Source organism: Streptomyces sp. enrichment culture, assembly GCF_964273145.1.
GTDB lineage: Bacteria > Actinomycetota > Actinomycetes > Streptomycetales > Streptomycetaceae > Streptomyces.
Genome location: NZ_OZ186873.1, coordinates 2,625,385 through 2,640,922 on the forward strand (window position 1 = coordinate 2,625,385; position 15,538 = coordinate 2,640,922).

The following is a 15,538-nucleotide window of genomic DNA, read 5'->3' on the forward strand; positions in this document are numbered from 1 at the left end:
CGGATCCCGCTTACTACCCCCCGGTAACCTGCCTGTTCCCACCGGCCAGTACCTTGTGCGCGATGCACCAGCGCGCGCTTTCCGGAAGAGGCCGGCCATGACCGACAGCACCACCGTCGACACCCGTCCGACGAAGATCATGTACGTGGCCGAGGCCACCGCCCACGGCGGCCGGGACGGCCATGTCACCAGCCAGGACGGCCGGCTGGAGGTGAAGGTCGCCATGCCCCCGCAACTGGGCGGCGACGGCGACGGCACCAATCCCGAGCAGCTGTTCGCGGCCGGGTACAGCGCCTGCTTCCACAACGCGCTGATCCTGGTCGGCGACCGCGCGGGCCACGACCTGAGCGGCTCCGCGGTCACCGCCAAGGTCGGCATCGGCCCCAACCGGCAGCAGGGCTACGGCCTCGCGGTCGCCCTCAGCGTCTCCCTGCCGGCCCTGGACGCCGGCCTCGCCGCGAAGCTGGTGGACGAGGCCCACGAGATGTGCCCGTACTCCAACGCCACACGCGGCAACATCGATGTAACGATCGTGCTCGGCTGACCCGGCGCAGGAATCGCAGGCCGAGAGCGGGGGTTGCACCCACTGTCGCAGGCGAGACGAGGGGAGTGCGGGCGTGGACGCGGACGCGGGCGTGGCGGTGGACGGCACGGTGGCCGAGGGGTTCGAGCCGGTCCGGGACGCGTTCGCGGGGAACTTCGCCGCGCTCGGGGACCGGGGCGCGGCGGTCGCCGTCTACCGGGACGGGCGCAAGGTCGTCGATCTGTGGGGCGGGACGAAGCACGTCGACGGCACCGACGGCGGTGAGCCGTGGGAGCGGGGCACGGCCCAGGTGGTGCGCTCGGCGACCAAGGGCGTCGCCGCCGCCGTGCTCCTGCTGCTGCACCAGCGCGGGGAGCTGGACCTGGACGCTCCGGTCGGGCACTACTGGCCGGAGTTCAAGGCGCACGGCAAGGAACGGGTCCTGGTCCGGCACGTGCTGAACCACCGGGCGGGGCTGCCCGTGCTCGACCGCCCGCTCACCCCCGGGGAGGCGCTGGACCCGGCGCGCGGACCGGAGGCGGTGGCCGCGCAGGCGCCCGTGTGGGAGCCGGGCGCGGACCACGGCTACCACGCGCTGACGTACGGCTGGATGGTCGACGGGCTGGTGCGGCGCGTGACCGGACGCGGCACCGGCGAGTGGATCGCCTCCGAGATCGCCGCCCCGCTGGGCCTGGAGCTGTGGCTCGGGCTGCCGCAGGCGGAGGCGGGCCGGGTGGGGCGGGCCGGCCCGGTCGAAGGGCCGGAGCCGTCCGGGGGCCTGCGGCTGCGGCCCAGGCGCGCGGTCACCGAGGCGTACGAGGACCCGGCCTCCCTCACCCGCCGCGCCTTCGCCGCGATCACCCCCTTCCCCGACCAGAACGACCCGGCGTACAGGGCGGCCGCCCTGCCCGCGGCCAACGGCATCGCCACCGCCGACGGCCTGGCCCGGTTCTACGCGGCGCTGATCGGCGAGGTGGAGGGGGCCGGACGGGCCGGCGGGGGCCGGCTGTTCGACCCGGCGACGGCCGCCCTGGCCCGCGCCGAGGAGTCGGCGGGACCGGACCGCGTCCTGGTCGTCGGCACCCGTTTCGGCCTCGGGTACATGCTGCACGGCAGCGCCTCCCCGTTCCTGTCCCCGGCCTCCTTCGGCCACCCCGGCCGCGGGGGCGCCCTCGGCTTCGCCGACCCGGAGTCCGGGGTCGCCTTCGGCTACGTCACCAACGGCCTGCGCAAGACGGTGACGGCGGACCCGCGGGCGCAGGCGCTGGTGCGGGCGGTGCGGGAGGCACTGGCCCGGGGCGCCTGATCCCCGGTGCCCGGCCGGTCACAGGCTGCGGCGCAGCTCGTGGTGGAAGGCGAGCCGGTCGGCGCAGCCGCCGGCGATCCAGGACTTCCACTCGCCCTCCAGCCGGCCGTCCCAGGTGCCGTGGACCGTGGAACGGTCGTAGTGCGCGTCGGTGGCCTGGTCCGGGCAGAAGACGCCGTCGTTGCCGTAGTGGACGGCGGAGCTCGACGACTGCCGGGAGCAGTCGTAGACGTTCCGCCAGTCGTCCTTGCGCAGCTTCCACCCGTCGGCCGTGGACCAGTTGTAGCCGTATCCGCCCCAGTTCGGCGTCACGCAGTTCTGCGCGTTCCAGTTCCAGTCGACGTCGTTCCTGACCGCGTGGGCCTCCCGGCCCGAGGCGTCGCGCCAGGACGTGCGCAGGTGGCCGCGGGAGCGGGTGTAGGCGCGCACCTCGTCGCGGGACTCGCGGGTGGCGGTGCCCCGGGAGGTGGGCCGGGCCCGCTTCGTCTCGACGGACGCCCCCGGTGCCGCCGGGGTGGCGGCGGAGGCCGCGGCGTCACGGGTGACGGCGACCTCGGTGACGCAGCGCGCCGGGTCGACGCGGACCTGGTCGCCGCGGACGGCCTTCTCGCCGGGGGCGAGGGAGAGCGCGAAGGCGAAGGCGCAGCTGCCGTCCCGGCCCTTGGTGCCCTGCACGGTCTCCAGGGTGCTGCCGGGCGGGGCCGTGCCGACCGTCACCCACGCCGGGCGCGGTTCCGGCTCGCCGGCCGCCCCGGTCGCCGGGGTCGCGAACGCGGTCAGTGCCATGACCGTGACGGCGGTCGCCGCCCCGGCCCGCTTGGTGGTGGCACGCATCGGTACCGCCCTTCTCGAAGATCGCCGGTATTGGGATCTTCCTAACGGGCGGGGCGGTGGTTTTCGCTCAACCTGCTCTCGTGTTCCCCTCTCGTTCACTCGTCCGGACCGACTTCGGGCCGGCTTCGGGCCGGCCCGGGCCGACCCGGGCCGACCCGCGGACGGACTGGCGGACGGAGCTAGACGTGGATCGGGTGGGACACCCGCCCCGCCGTCTCGTCGATCTCCCCGTGCGCCTTGTCGAGCAGCCGCATCGCGAGCTCGTTCAGCGCCCGCGCACCGGCGATCTCCTCGCCCACGCGGGGCTGGTTGGGGTCGGAGCGGTGGCGGCTGGCGCGCCCGTGCGCCCGTACCTCGCTGCCGTCGGGCAGCCGCACCATGGCGACCGCTTTGGTGTGCTGGTCGTCCTCCGCGAACTCCAGCTCGACGTGCCAGCCCACAGCGGTGTGCATCATGACGATCACCTCCGGAACACCTGATTCCAGGGTGCTCCCCGCGGCGGGCGGACGCACCCACGAGACCGCGGGGAGCAGTCCGCCGGTGCGTTCCGGCGGGCTGCTCCCCCGGCCCCGGGACTACTCGGCGGGCAGGGCCTCCCGCATCGCCCGGGCGGTCGCGGACGGGTCGTAGCCCTCGGGGACGCCGTCCACCAGGATGATGTCGCCCTCGATGTGCCGTGAGCGCAGCGGCGCGATCTCCCGGTAGGCGGGCGAGTCCCACCAGGCCCGCGCCTCGGCGGCCCCGGGGAAGCCGATCATCACGACGGAACCGGGCCAGCGGCCCTCCAGCACCTCGTGCTGCGTGACGTGCACGAGGTAGCGGCCCCCGTAGGGCTCGAAGGTGGTGGGGAGCCGCTCGATGTAGTCGGCGACCTCGGGGTGCGGAGCGGCGTCCTGCAGGTGGGCTATGACGTAGGCGGGCATGGGCGTCCTTCCGGGCGGTGGTCGACGTGCGTATGGCGGTGATCGTGGCAAGGTGCCGCGCCGGTGTCGATGACCCGGGAGGTAAGCGGCCCCGGCGGGACCGGCCGGTCACGGCGGGCGGGCGGTGGCGTCACGCGTCCGTCCCCTCGCCGGCGCGGTCGTCCCGGAAGATCCGGTCCAGGTGGTACCCCAGGACCTCGGCGGCCTCCTCCGGGCCGCGCTGGCCCACGAGGACGCTGGTGCCGAGTCCGGCGGACAGGGCGAGCAGGCTGACGGCCTCCGCCCGCGGGTCGGCCCCGGGCCGCAGGAGACCGCGCTCCGCCGCCTGCCGCAGGAGCCCGGCCACGGCGCCCTCGGCGGCGTCGGGGTCCTTGATGAACGGCTGGGAGGCGAGCGCCGGATCGGTGGCCGACAGGACGGCGTACGAGGTGTAGACGAGGTGGAAGGTGCGGCTCTCCTCGTCGGCCGGCAGCGCCGCCCCCAGCACCGCCTCGATCGTCGCGCGCGGCCCCGGGTCGTCGCCGGCGGCCCGGAGGCGGGCGGCGACCCGCTCCCCGAAGCGCTCGGCCAGCCGGTGCAGCCCGTGCAGGAGCAGTTTCTCCTTGGTCTCGAAGTAGTACTGCACCAGCCGCAGGGACACGCCCGCCTCCGCCGCCACGTCGCGCATCCCCACGGCGTGCAGCCCTCGCCGTGCCGCCACCCGCAGCAGCGCGTCGGCGATCTGCGCACGCCGCTCCGCGTGATCCACGCGCTTGGGCATCGACAACTCCTCCGCTCGCCGTGTCCACCGGCCGGTCCCGGTCCCGGCGACCCCGTTGATGGTACAACCGTACCACCAACGTGATACGTTCGTACCACGAAGGCTCGACACCCGGAGGTGGCCGTGTCCCCGACCGCAACCCGCACCCAGGCCGATGTCGGCCGCTTCGTCAGCGACGCCTGGCGCGACCGGTACTTCACCGCCTGCGACGCGGTCTACGCGCTGGGAGCGCCCGCCGCCGCGGAGACCGACGTGGAGACCTCCTTCGGCACCACGCACGTCTACCGGTACGACCCCGCGGACCCCGCCGCCCGGTCGCGCACCCCGGTCGTCCTGGTGCACGGGGCGGGCTCCTGCTCCGCCATGTGGTACCCGAACACCCCGGCCCTCAGCGCCGCCCGCCCGGTCTACGCGATCGACACCCCGGGCGACCCCGGCCGCAGCGTCCAGCGCGAACCCCTCCACCAGCCCGAACGCGCCGCCCAGTGGCTGGAGGAGACCCTCGCCGGGCTAGGCCTCGACCGCGTGCACTTGATCGGCTCCTCCTACGGCGGATGGCTCGCCCTGAACCAGGCGCACCGCAGGCCCGGCCGCCTCGCCTCGGTCACCCTGCTCGACCCCGGCGGCCTGGAGAGGGTGGGCCCGCGCTTCTTCGTCTGGATCTTCGCCAGCCTCTTCGCGACCTTCGCGCCCGAGGCGCTGCGCCCGCGGCTGGCGGCCTGGCTGGAGCAGCCGGTCCTCGTCGTGCCGGAACTGCGCACCATGATCAGGACGGGTGTCCGCGCCTACCGCGTCCGCCGCCCCGCCCCCCGGCCCCTGTCCGACGACGAGCTGTCCGCCCTGCGCACCCCGCTCTACCTCGTACTCGGCAGGCGCAGCCTCCTCGTGCACCCGCGCAGGCAGGCCGAGCGCGTGCCGCGCCTCGTACCCGGCGCCCGGGCCGAGATCGTCGACGGCACCGGCCACGGGCCCCAGATCGACCACGCGCAGGAGATCAACCGCCGGATGGTGGCCTTCATGGACTCCGTCGACTGACGCACGCCGGGCCGCCGGGGGCCGGGCCGCCGGGGGCCGGAGGCGGTCCACCCGGCGTGCGGCATCAGCCGGGTCGGCGTCCCGCCGCCCGCGACCGGCGTGCGGCGGGCCGGCTTGTCGGTGGCCCCTGCGGCGATGGCGCCCCGGCCGGCGCGCGTGACGGCGGCCGGCGTCCCGGCCGCCGTGACCGCCGGGGTCACGCGGTGCGCTCGCGCACCTCCACGAGGGTGGCACCGGCGTGGGCGACGAGGTCCCCCGGCGCCATGGGGAAGACGGTGTACGGCGTCCCCGCGGCGGCCCACACGACGTCGTGCGCGAGGAGGGAACGGTCGGCGAGGACACGGGTCTTCGTCCGGTGCCCGAAGGGCGGGACCCCGCCGATGGCGTACCCGGTGGTCTCCCGCACGAGCTTGGCGTCGGCCCGCGTGACCTTCGCGGCGCCGAGCTCCTCGCGCACCCGCTCGACGTCGACGCGGGAGGCCCCGTCCATCAGCACCAGGACCGGTTCCCCGTCCGCCGCGAAGATCAGCGACTTGCAGATCTGGCTCAGCTCGCACCCGATCGCGGCGGCGGCCTCCGCGGCGGTGCGGGTGGCCTCGGGGAAGCCGCGGATCCGTCCGGTCACGTCGTCGAGGCCGAGGCCGCGGAGGGCCTCGACGAAACGGGGGTGGGCTGCGGAGTCGGTGGTCGTCATGCGACGCACGCTAACGGCACCCGCGGGGACCGCGCGACCGAGTTGGCGCGGGGCGCGGGACGGCGTGCGGCCCGCGCGCCCCGGGGCGCGTGGAAGAAGCCGGTGGGGGCCCTCCGTCCCCACGGAGGGCCCCCACCGGCCGGTTCTCCCCCGGGCGGGCCGGCGCGTCAGACGCGCGCGGCCTCCCGGTCCGCGTCGGGGCCGGTCCGCGCGCGCAGTCCCTCGCCCTCGACGTCGACGTCGGGCAGGGCGCGGTCCAGCCACTTCGGGAGCCACCAGGCCCTGCGGCCGAGGAGGGCCAGGACCGCCGGGACGAGGGCCATGCGGACGACGAACGCGTCGAAGAAGACGGCGATCGCCAGGCCGAAGCCGATCATCTTGATCATCGACTCGGAGGAGCCGATGAAGCCGGCGAAGACGGCGATCATGATGACGGCGGCGGCCGTGACGACCCGGGCGCCGTGCCGGAAGCCGGTCACCACCGCCTGGTCCGGCGTCTCGCCGTGGACGTGGGCCTCCCGCATCCGGGTCACGAGGAAGACCTCGTAGTCCATGGCGAGGCCGAAGACCACGCCGACCATGAAGATCGGCATCATCGACATGACCGGGCCGGTCTGCTCCACGCCCAGCAGGCCGGCCAGCCAGCCCCACTGGAAGACGGCGACGACCGCGCCGAGGGCCGCGAGGACCGACAGCAGGAAACCGAGGGCGGCCTTCAGCGGGACCAGGACCGAGCGGAAGACGACGATCAGCAGCAGGAACGCCAGGCCGACGACGAGGACGAGGTACGGCACCAGCGCGTCGTTGAGCTTCTGGCTGACGTCGATGTTCATCGCCGTCGAGCCGGTGACCAGGACGGTCGCGTCCGTGTCGGCCCTGACCCCGGCGCCCGCGTCGCGGATGGAGTGGACCAGGTCCTCGGTGGTGGCGGAGGACGGCTTGGACTGCGGGATCACGGTGATCGTCGCGGTGTCGCCGGCCTTGTTGGGCGCAGGCGGGGTCACCACCGCCACGTTCTCCAGGCCCTTGATCTCGTCCGCGACGCCGGTGAACACCGTCTTCGGGGCGTCGCTCGCCCGGGCGTCGACGACGACCACCAGCGGGCCGTTGAAGCCGGGGCCGAAGCCCTCGGAGAGCAGGTCGTAGGCGCGGCGCTGGGTCGTGGAGGTGGGCTGGGAGCCGTCGTCGGGCAGGCCCAGTTCCAGGGAGGCGGCGGGGACGGCCGCCGCGCCCAGGCCGACGACGCCGAGCAGGAGGACGGCCGCGGGGCGGCGCACGACGAAGTTGGCCCAGCGGGTGCCCATGTTGGGCCGGGCGGACCCGTCCGCGGCCTTCCGCGCGGCCCGGCCGCCACCGAGCAGCCTGCTCTTCTCGCCGGCCGGCTTGACCTTGCGGCCCGCGTAGCCGAGCAGCGCGGGGATCAGCGTCAGGGCGATCAGGACCGCGATGACGACCGTCGCGGCGGCGGCGACGCCCATCTTGGTGAGCATCGGGATGTTGACGACGGCGAGGCCCACCAGGGCGATGACGACGGTCAGGCCGGCGAAGACGACGGCCGAGCCCGCGGTGCCGGCGGCCCGCCCGGCGGCCTCCTCGCGCTCGCGGCCCTCGGCCAGTTCGGCGCGGTAGCGGGAGACGATGAACAGGGCGTAGTCGATGCCGACCGCCAGGCCGATCATCATGGCCAGCGTGGAGGTGGTGGAGCCCAGGTCCAGCACGCCGGCCAGTGCGGTGATCGAGGAGACGCCGATGCCGACGCCGATCAGCGCGGTCAGCAGCGGCAGCCCGGCCGCCAGCAGCGAGCCGAAGGTGACGACGAGGACGACGGCGGCGACCATGATGCCGATGATCTCCGTCGTGCCGGTCTCGGGCATCGCGCTGAGCGCGTCGCCGCCGATCTCGACGGTCAGTCCGGCGTCCCGCGCCTGCCGCGCGGTGTCCTGGAGGGCGTCCTTCGTCGACTCCTCCAGCTCCATGCCGGAGACGTCGTACTTCACCTGCGTGTACGCGATCGTGCCGTCCTTGCTGACGGCGTTCGCGGTGTACGGGTCGGTGACGGAGGCGACCTCGGAGCCGTCGGACAGCTCCCGGACGGCCTTGCGGACGGCCGCCTTGTTGCCGGCGTCCGTCATCGTCTCCCCGTCGGGCGCCTTGAAGACGACACGGGCGGTCGCCCCGTCGGCGCCGGCACCGGGGAAGCGCTCCTCGAGCAGGTCGAAGGCTTTCTGCGCCTCGGTGCCGGGGATGGAGAAGGAGGTGGTGCCGGCGGGCGGGGCGCCGGCCGCGCCGATACCGGCGAGGGCCAACAGCGCCACCCATATCAGGGCGACGGCGTGCCGTCGCCTGAAGGCGAGCCGGCCGAGTTTGTAGAGGAACGTGGCCACGAGGGCGTACTCCCGGTCAGGTCGTGGGGTGTGACATGGGTCTTCGGGGCAGAGGGGATCGGCCCGACGACGTGAGCGGTGTGACGTCAGGTGGTGAGTGACTCGCGGGGACGTGTCAGGGGGTGGTGGGCACGCCGAGGGCGGGGAGGACCACGGCGTCGACGTACGAGACGAGGAACGCCCGTGTGGGCGGCCGGTCGTCGATCAGCGTGCGGGTGACGAACGCGCCGACCAGCATGTGCACGACGTACTCCAGGGCGGGGGCGTCCTCGCGGACCTCGCCGCGCTCGACCGCGCGCCGCAGCACCCGCCGGAACTCCGCCATCTCCGGCTCGATGAGCAGTTCCTTGAACGCCCGACGCAGATCCGGGTTGGTGTGCACCGCCATGGCCAGGCCCCGCATCAGCGCGGAGTTCCGCTCCATGGCGCAGTCGTCCTCACGGGACACCAGGGTGTGCAGGTCGCCCCGCAGGGACCCGGTGTCGATGTCGGCGACGCCGCCCGGTTTGCTGTGGCGCAGCGCTCTGACGACCAGTTCGGGCTTGCCGCCCCACTGGCGGTAGAGCGTCGCCTTGCTGGAGTGGGTGCGGGCGGCGACGGCGTCCATGGTCAGGGCGTCGTAGCCGACCTCCCGGAGCAGGTCGAGCACGGCGGCGTACAGCTCGGCCGCGCGCTCGGGGGTGATGCGGCTGCGCCGTGCCGTTGCGACCTCGCCCATGCCCCTCACCCTTCCGCTCGCTCGGAACCCGCCGGACGGCAGCGGTCTCGTACGTGAGGAATGTATCCCACCCCACAAGCGAAACGAAACGGTTTCGTACGTGTTCTGGGTCACGACCGGCGTGCCGCGGCGGCGCGCCTTTCCGGCACGGGCTCCGGGCGGCGGGGATCAGGCCCGGATCGCGGTGCCGCTGTCGGGGTGCATGGGGAAGATCTGGTCGAGGCCGACGATGCGCAGGGTGCGCAGGGTGTGGGAGGGAACGGCCGCGAGCGCCACCTCCGCGTGGGCGGCACGGGCCTGGTTGCGGGCGTGGATCAGGGCGGTGATGCCGCTGGAGTCGCAGAACGTCATACCGGCCAGGTCCAGGACGAGGCGCTGCCCCGGCCGCAGGGAGAGCGTGGCGAGCAGGCCGCGCAGTTCTCCGGCGGTGCTGTAGTCGAGTTCTCCGGCGATCTCCAGGAGGGGACCGGCCGGAGTGTCTCGGGGGGTGATCTTCAACGGGTTCACGGTTCGTTCTTGGTCGCCGGGGTGGGGGGAGCGGCGGGGACGCCGAGCAGGAGGAGGGCGGTGTCGTCGTCCAGGCGGTCGCCGAAGTCGTCGAGCAGGCCGATCAGGGCCTTGAGGACGACCTCGGGGGTCTCACCGGCACGGTCGGCGGCGAAGGCCAGCAGGGCCTCGTCCCCGTACAGGTTCTTGCGGTCCTCGCCGATGCGGGCCTCGGTGAGGCCGTCGGTGTAGAGCAGGAGGGTGTCGCCGGGGGCGAGGACCGCGGTGGCCGTGGTGAAGTGCGCGCCCGGCAGCACCCCGACCAGGAGGCCGCCGGGGGTGGGCAGGGGGGCGGCCGTGCCGTCGGCCCGCAGGACCAGGGCGGGGGGATGGCCTCCCGAGGCGAGGTGGACGGCGACCCGTCCGGTGGCCGGGTCGGGGTCGAGGGTGCCGAAGACGACGGTGCAGTAGCGGGGGTCGCCGCTGCCGGTGTAGCGCTCGTGGAGCACCTGGTTGAGGGTGGACAGCACGGAGACCGGGTCGGATTCGAGCAGGGCGGCGGTCCGCAGGGTGTAGCGCACCAGCGAGGTCACCGCCGCGGCCTGGGGGCCCTTGCCGCACACGTCGCCGAGGAAGAAGGCGAAGCGCTCGCCGCCGAGGGGGAAGACGTCGTAGAAGTCGCCGCCGAGGCGGTCGGGGGCGGCGGTGCGGTAGTGGGCGGCCACCTCCATCCCGGGGACCGACGGCAGGGTGGAGGGCAGCAGGGACTGCTGGAGCACGGCGAGGGCGTCCCGCAGCCGGGCGCGGTCGGCCTCCGCCTGCTTGCGCGCCTCCTCGGCCGCCCTCTGGCGGCGCAGGAGTTCCTGCTCGTAGGAGCGGCGGTCCCGGGCGTCGAAGACCGTGGTGCGGATCAGCAGCGGCTCACCGGTGCTGCCGTGTTTGACGACGGAGGAGACCAGCACCGGCAGACGGCCCCCGTCGGCCTGCTTCATCTCCAGGGCGATGCCGCTGATCTCGCCCTGCATCCGCAGCAGTGGGGCGAAGTGCGTCTCGTGGTACAGCCTGCCGCCCACGGTCAGCAGGTCGCAGAAGCGCGTGCGGCCGACCACCTCGTCCCGCTCCCGGCCGAGCCAGCGCAGCAACGTGGTGTTGATCTTGGCGATGGTGCCGTCCATCAACGTGGAGAGGTAACCGCACGGGGCGCTCTCGTACAGCTCTTCGGCGCTGTCCTCCAGCAGTGAGGCGAACGCGGTGTCCGGCGCTCCCCCACCGCCGTGGTCGTGCGGTTCGGGTCGCCGCCCGGCGCGGCACATCACCTCAAGTCCGCGAGGAAGGCGGTGATCGCCTCGTTGGTGGCGTGGGGCGCGGACATGTGCGGGCAGTGCCCGACGGCGTCGAGGGTCACCAGGGACGAGCCCGGGATCGACCGGTGGACGAAGGCGCCCACCTCCCGGGGGGCGATGGCGTCCTCGGCGGACTCCAGCACCAGCGTCGGCACCCGCACGCTCTTCAGGTGGTCCCGGGCGTCCGACAGGAACGTGGTCCGGGCGAAGACGCGCGCCATCTCGGGGTCGGTGGCGCAGAAGCTGTTCTTCAGTTCCTCGCCGAGTTCGGGCCGGTCCGGGTTGCCCATGATCATCGGGGCCATCGTCGCCGACCAGCCCAGGTAGTTCGACTCCAGGGACTCCAGCAGCTCGTCGATGTCCTCCGCGGTGAACCCGCCCCGGTACTCGTCGTCGTCGATGTAGCACGGCGAGGGGGCGACCATCACCAGCGCGCCGATGCGCTCCGGCGCCAGGTCGGCGGCCAGCACCCCGATCATCGAGCTGACGGAGTGCCCCACGAAGACCGCGTCGCGCAGGTCGAGGGCGTCGCAGATCTCCACCACGTCCCGGGCGTACCCGTCGAGGGAGCCGTAGCGTTCCTCCGAGAACGCGGAGGGGTCCGCGCGGCCCGAACCCACGTAGTCGAACAGCACCACCCGGTAGTCGTCGGCCAGGGCGGGCACGGTCAGCCGCCACATGTTCTGGTCGCAGCCGAACCCGTGGGCCAGCATCACCGTCCGTCCCTGTGGGTTGCCTGTGACGGTGACGTGATTTCTGCGCATTATGTCCACACCCACCAGTGTCTCAGGTGCCGCCGCCGTTCCACACGGCCGCAGCGGTGCCCCGCGTCCGGCCCGCTCCCCGTGGGGTCGCGCGCCGCCGTCGGCGCCGTGCGGTCACCGCACCGCCGTCCGCACCGCCGTCCGCGCCGCCGTCCCGGCCGGCGCCCGAGTTGCCCGCGTCCGGCCCCCGGCAAAGCATGGGGAGGTGAGCTATCTGCGCCTTCCGCACCTCAGTGGCGACCTGCTGTGCTTCGTGGCCGAGGACGACCTCTGGCTCGCCCCCCTGGACGCCCCGGGCCGCGCCTGGAGGCTCACCGTCGACCGCACCAAGGCCGGCCACCCCCGCTTCTCGCCCGACGGGCGCCACATCGCGTACACCAGCTGGCGCACCCTGGTGCCGGAGGTGCACCTGGTGCCGGTGGACGGCGGACCGGAGCGGCAGCTCAGCCACTGGGGCAGCGCGGACGCCCGGGTGTGCGGCTGGGCGCCGGCCGACCGGGGCGCGGACGCCGCCGTCCTCGCGGTCTCCTCCCACGGCGAGCCGTTCTCCCACCTCACCTGGGCCTACAAGATCACCCCCGGCGGCGACCCCGGCCGCAAGCTGCCCTGGGGCCCGGTCGGCGACCTCCAGGTCGCCGACCTCGACGGCGAGCGCAAGACGCTGCTGCTCACCGGCGTCCCACCGCACGAACCCGCCGCCTGGAAGCGCTACCGGGGCGGGGCGACGGGCCGGCTGTGGCTGCACGGGCAGCGGCTGCTGCCCGGACTGGGCGGCCACCTGCAGTCCCCGATGTTCGTGGGCGGCCGGATCGCCTTCCTCTCCGACCACGAGGGCGTCGGCAACCTCTACTCCTGCGCGTACGACGGTTCCGGCCTGCGCCGTCACACCGACCACGACGCCTTCTACGCCCGGCACGCCGCCAGCGACGGCACACGGGTGGTGTACCAGTGCGCCGGCGACCTGTGGATCGTCGACGACCTCTCCCCCGGCAGCGAGCCGCGCAGGCTTCAGGTGCGGCTGAGCGGGCCGCGCGCGGGACGGCGCCCCTACCAGGTGCCCGCCGCGCAGCACGTGGGCGGCCTCTCCGTGGACGAGACGGGACGGGCCAGCGCCGTCGTCGTACGGGGCGGCCTGTACTGGCTCACCCACCGCGACGGCCCGGCGCGCGCCCTCGCCGACACCCCCGGGGTACGGGTGCGGCTGCCGCGGATGCTCGGGGCGAGCGGGCGGATCGCCTACGTGACCGACGCCGACGGCGAGGACGCCGTCGAGATCGCCCACCTGCCGCGCGCGACCGGGGGCCGTACGCCGCGGCGGCTGGCCTCCGGGAGGCTGGGCCGGGTGCTGGAGGTGGCGTCGGACCCCGAGGGCGAGCGGCTCGCCCTCGCCTCGCACGACGGCCGGCTGCTGCTGCTCCCGGTGCCCGGCGAGACGTCCGCGGCGGACGCCTCCGGGGGACCGGGCGGCGGACCGGACGGCGGGGACGTCACCGAGCTGGCCCGCTCGGACAACGGGCCGGTGCGCGACCTCGCCTTCTCCCCGGACGGGGCCTGGCTGACCTGGTCGCACCCGGGCATCGGGCGGACGCTGCGGCAGATCAGGATGGCCCGGATCAAGGACGGGTTCGTCGTCGACGTCACCGACGGCCGCTTCGAGGACGAGAACCCCGTCTTCACCCGCGACGGCCGCTACCTGGCGTTCCTGTCCTGGCGCGGCTTCGACCCGGTGTACGACGTGCACACCGGGGACCTGTCCTTCCCGCTGGGCTGCCGCCCCTACCTCGTCCCCCTCTCCTCGGCGACGCCCTCCCCCTTCGCGCTGAACCCGGAGGGCCGCCCAGCCGCCGGCGGCCTGGACCCGGTGCAGGACGAGCGCGGCGAGGGCGGCGCGGTGACCGTCGAGGCGGAGGGCCTGGGGAACCGGGTCATCCCCTTCCCCGTCACCGCCTCCAAGTACTCGGCGCTGCGTCCGGTCGCGGGCGGCGGGCTGGTGTGGCTGCGCTGGCCGATCTCCGGCGCGCTGGGCGAGACGTTCGCCAACCCCAACGACCCCAGCGAGCGGCCCACCCTGGAGCACTTCGGCCTCACCAAGGCGAAGAAGACCGAACTCGTCGGTCACCTGGACGCGTTCGCGGTCAGCGGCGACGGCACCCGGCTCGTCGTCCTCGACGAGGGCGACCTGCGCGCGGTGCCCGCCACCGAGCCCGGCGACGGCGACTCCACCACCTGGATCGACCTGCGCCGCATCCTGCACCAGGCCGATCCGGGCGCGGAGTGGCGGCAGGCGTACGCGGAGGCGGGGCGGCTGACCCGCGCCTTCTTCTGGGAACCGGGCATGTGCGGCATCGACTGGGACGGGGTGCTGGAGCAGTACCGCCCGCTGGTCGAACGGGTCGCCACCCCGGACGAGTTCGCGGACCTGCTGCGGGAGGTGCTGGGCGAACTGGGCACCTCGCACGCCTACGTCTCCGCCGCCCGCCGCAACGAGGGCCCGGCGCACTACCAGCGCCGGCAGGGCCTGCTGGGCGCCGACTTCGTGTGCCGGGAGGGACGCTGGGTCGCCAAGCGGATCCTGCCCGGCGACTCCTCCGACTCCAGGGCCCGTTCCCCGCTGGCCGGCACCGGCATCCGCGAGGGCGCCGTCCTGACCCACGTCGACGGCCGTCCGGTGGACCCGGCGGCGGGACCGTATCCGCTGCTGGCGGGCTCGGGCGGGACGACCGTGGAGCTGACGTTCGAGCCGGCGGCCGGAGGGCCGCCCCGGCGGGTGGCCGTCATGCCGCTGGTCGACGAGCGGCCGCTGCGCTACCAGGACTGGGTGGTCAAGCGCCGGGAGGTGGTGCGGGAGCTGAGCGGGGGGCGGTGCGGCTATCTGCACATCCCCGACATGGGCGGCTCGGGCTGGGCGCAGTTCAACCGCGACCTGCGCATGGAGGTGTCCCGGCCGGCGCTCATCGTGGACGTGCGCGGCAACGCGGGCGGGCACATCAGCGAGCTCGTCGTCGAGAAGCTGACCCGCACCATCCTGGGCTGGGACCTGACCCGTGACGCCCAGCCGGTGTCGTACACCTCGAACGCGCCCCGGGGCCCGGTCGTGGCGGTGGCGGACGAGGCGACCTCCTCCGACGGCGACATGATCACCGCCGCGTTCAAGCTGCTGAAGCTGGGCCCGGTGGTCGGGCAGCGCACCTGGGGCGGTGTGGTCGGCATGACCGGGCGGCACCACCTGGGCGACGGCACGGTCATCACGGTGCCGATGAACGCGGCCTGGTTCGACGCCTACGGCTGGTCGGTGGAGAACCACGGCGTCGACCCCGACCTCGAGGCGCTGCGCACCCCGCTGGACTGGGCCGAGGGCCGCTACCCGGTACTGGGCGACGCGGTCCGGCTGGCACTGGAGCTGCTGGAGACCAACCCGCCCGCCACACCGCCGGACTACCGGGAGGTGCCGGACCGGTCCCGGCCGCCGCTGCCGCCGAGGCCGTGAGCCCCCGCGCCCGGGCCCCGGCCCCGCGCCGGGGCCCGGGTACGGGGGAGGAGCGCCCCCGCCGAGGGGCGCCCCCGCGCTCAGCGCCGCGTCAGGCGTCGTACTCCCGGTCGAGGCGGTCCTCCCGCGTCTGCCGCTCGGTGTCCAGGTCGTCGTCGTCGCGGCGGCGGCGGTTCTGCATCTGCTCCTTGGCCTGCTCGGCCCGCTGCCGGGCCTCCTCCTGCAGACGCTCGGACTTCTCCCGGAACTGGTCCTTCATGCCCATGTGGGTTCACTCCCGT

General features: G+C 74.3%; 15 protein-coding genes. 4 read left to right on the forward strand and 11 right to left on the reverse strand.

The genetic code is table 11. The features are described 5' to 3' along the window. Positions 1 to 97: 97 nt before the first annotated feature. Positions 98 to 544, forward strand: a complete 447-nt coding sequence (locus tag ACSU6Z_RS11740) for an organic hydroperoxide resistance protein (RefSeq protein ID WP_437045015.1) — start codon at positions 98 to 100, stop codon at positions 542 to 544. A gap of 91 nt (positions 545 to 635) precedes the next feature. Further along, complete coding sequence (locus ACSU6Z_RS11745; RefSeq protein WP_437050268.1) at positions 636 to 1,829, forward strand: serine hydrolase domain-containing protein; 1,194 nt, start codon at positions 636 to 638, stop codon at positions 1,827 to 1,829. Between the two features lie 18 nt (positions 1,830 to 1,847). On the opposite strand, the gene ACSU6Z_RS11750 is transcribed toward ACSU6Z_RS11745, so the two are convergent. From ACSU6Z_RS11750 to ACSU6Z_RS11765, 4 genes are all read right to left on the reverse strand, one after another. Then, the gene (locus ACSU6Z_RS11750; protein ID WP_437045017.1) at positions 1,848 to 2,663 is read right to left on the reverse strand and encodes a hypothetical protein; all 816 of its coding nucleotides are present in this window, start codon (positions 2,661 to 2,663) and stop codon (positions 1,848 to 1,850) included. 179 nt (positions 2,664 to 2,842) lie between these two features. Next, positions 2,843 to 3,118 carry a DUF1876 domain-containing protein gene (locus tag ACSU6Z_RS11755; protein WP_437045019.1) on the reverse strand — a complete coding sequence of 92 codons (276 nt, stop codon included), beginning with the start codon at positions 3,116 to 3,118 and terminating at the stop codon, positions 2,843 to 2,845. Between the two features lie 120 nt (positions 3,119 to 3,238). Then, entirely contained in the window at positions 3,239 to 3,586 is a 348-nt protein-coding gene (locus ACSU6Z_RS11760) for a DUF1330 domain-containing protein (RefSeq protein ID WP_437045021.1), read from the reverse strand. A 130-nt stretch (positions 3,587 to 3,716) separates the two neighbouring features. Next, the gene (locus ACSU6Z_RS11765) at positions 3,717 to 4,346 is read right to left on the reverse strand and encodes a TetR/AcrR family transcriptional regulator (RefSeq protein WP_437045023.1); all 630 of its coding nucleotides are present in this window, start codon (positions 4,344 to 4,346) and stop codon (positions 3,717 to 3,719) included. A gap of 123 nt (positions 4,347 to 4,469) precedes the next feature. Between ACSU6Z_RS11765 and ACSU6Z_RS11770 the strand changes: the two genes are divergently transcribed. After that, entirely contained in the window at positions 4,470 to 5,381 is a 912-nt protein-coding gene (locus ACSU6Z_RS11770) for an alpha/beta fold hydrolase (RefSeq protein WP_437045025.1), read from the forward strand. A 196-nt stretch (positions 5,382 to 5,577) separates the two neighbouring features. On the opposite strand, the gene ACSU6Z_RS11775 is transcribed toward ACSU6Z_RS11770, so the two are convergent. The 6 genes from ACSU6Z_RS11775 to ACSU6Z_RS11800 all read right to left on the reverse strand — a co-directional run bounded on the left by ACSU6Z_RS11775 (position 5,578) and on the right by ACSU6Z_RS11800 (position 11,779). Continuing rightward, positions 5,578 to 6,075 (reverse strand): YbaK/EbsC family protein, encoded by a 498-nt coding sequence (locus ACSU6Z_RS11775; RefSeq protein ID WP_437018805.1) that lies wholly within the window; start codon positions 6,073 to 6,075, stop codon positions 5,578 to 5,580. 167 nt (positions 6,076 to 6,242) lie between these two features. Further along, entirely contained in the window at positions 6,243 to 8,459 is a 2,217-nt protein-coding gene (locus ACSU6Z_RS11780; protein WP_437045027.1) for an MMPL family transporter, read from the reverse strand. A gap of 115 nt (positions 8,460 to 8,574) precedes the next feature. Continuing rightward, positions 8,575 to 9,177 (reverse strand): TetR/AcrR family transcriptional regulator, encoded by a 603-nt coding sequence (locus ACSU6Z_RS11785; RefSeq protein WP_437045029.1) that lies wholly within the window; start codon positions 9,175 to 9,177, stop codon positions 8,575 to 8,577. Between the two features lie 168 nt (positions 9,178 to 9,345). Then, a complete protein-coding gene (locus ACSU6Z_RS11790; RefSeq protein ID WP_437045031.1) occupies positions 9,346 to 9,684 on the reverse strand; it encodes an STAS domain-containing protein in 339 nt (112 codons plus the stop codon). Continuing rightward, entirely contained in the window at positions 9,681 to 10,976 is a 1,296-nt protein-coding gene (locus tag ACSU6Z_RS11795; protein WP_437045033.1) for a SpoIIE family protein phosphatase, read from the reverse strand. Before ACSU6Z_RS11795 ends, ACSU6Z_RS11790 begins: the two co-directional genes overlap by 4 nt. Next, complete coding sequence (locus ACSU6Z_RS11800) at positions 10,976 to 11,779, reverse strand: alpha/beta fold hydrolase (RefSeq protein WP_437045035.1); 804 nt, start codon at positions 11,777 to 11,779, stop codon at positions 10,976 to 10,978. The genes ACSU6Z_RS11795 and ACSU6Z_RS11800 overlap by 1 nt, the downstream gene beginning before the upstream one ends. Positions 11,780 to 11,975: 196 nt before the next feature. Between ACSU6Z_RS11800 and ACSU6Z_RS11805 the strand changes: the two genes are divergently transcribed. Continuing rightward, a complete protein-coding gene (locus ACSU6Z_RS11805) occupies positions 11,976 to 15,257 on the forward strand; it encodes a S41 family peptidase (RefSeq protein WP_437045037.1) in 3,282 nt (1,093 codons plus the stop codon). Positions 15,258 to 15,348: 91 nt separating this feature from the next. Here the strand turns inward: ACSU6Z_RS11805 and ACSU6Z_RS11810 are convergent, their stop codons facing one another. Further along, positions 15,349 to 15,516: a hypothetical protein gene (locus ACSU6Z_RS11810; protein WP_437045039.1), complete on the reverse strand. Its 168-nt coding sequence runs from the start codon at positions 15,514 to 15,516 to the stop codon at positions 15,349 to 15,351. Positions 15,517 to 15,538 lie beyond the last annotated feature (22 nt).

Bases quoted from the DNA above. Each gene is read 5' to 3' on its own strand.
- ACSU6Z_RS11740 (WP_437045015.1), top strand. From the start codon at position 98: ATGACCGACAGCACCACCGTCGACACCCGTCCGACGAAGATCATGTAC.
- ACSU6Z_RS11750 (WP_437045017.1), bottom strand. From the start codon at position 2,663: ATGCGTGCCACCACCAAGCGGGCCGGGGCGGCGACCGCCGTCACGGTC.
- ACSU6Z_RS11755 (WP_437045019.1), bottom strand. From the start codon at position 3,118: ATGATGCACACCGCTGTGGGCTGGCACGTCGAGCTGGAGTTCGCGGAG.
- ACSU6Z_RS11760 (WP_437045021.1), bottom strand. From the start codon at position 3,586: ATGCCCGCCTACGTCATAGCCCACCTGCAGGACGCCGCTCCGCACCCC.
- ACSU6Z_RS11765 (WP_437045023.1), bottom strand. From the start codon at position 4,346: ATGCCCAAGCGCGTGGATCACGCGGAGCGGCGTGCGCAGATCGCCGAC.
- ACSU6Z_RS11775 (WP_437018805.1), bottom strand. From the start codon at position 6,075: ATGACGACCACCGACTCCGCAGCCCACCCCCGTTTCGTCGAGGCCCTC.
- ACSU6Z_RS11785 (WP_437045029.1), bottom strand. From the start codon at position 9,177: ATGGGCGAGGTCGCAACGGCACGGCGCAGCCGCATCACCCCCGAGCGC.
- ACSU6Z_RS11795 (WP_437045033.1), bottom strand. From the start codon at position 10,976: ATGTGCCGCGCCGGGCGGCGACCCGAACCGCACGACCACGGCGGTGGG.
- ACSU6Z_RS11810 (WP_437045039.1), bottom strand. From the start codon at position 15,516: ATGAAGGACCAGTTCCGGGAGAAGTCCGAGCGTCTGCAGGAGGAGGCC.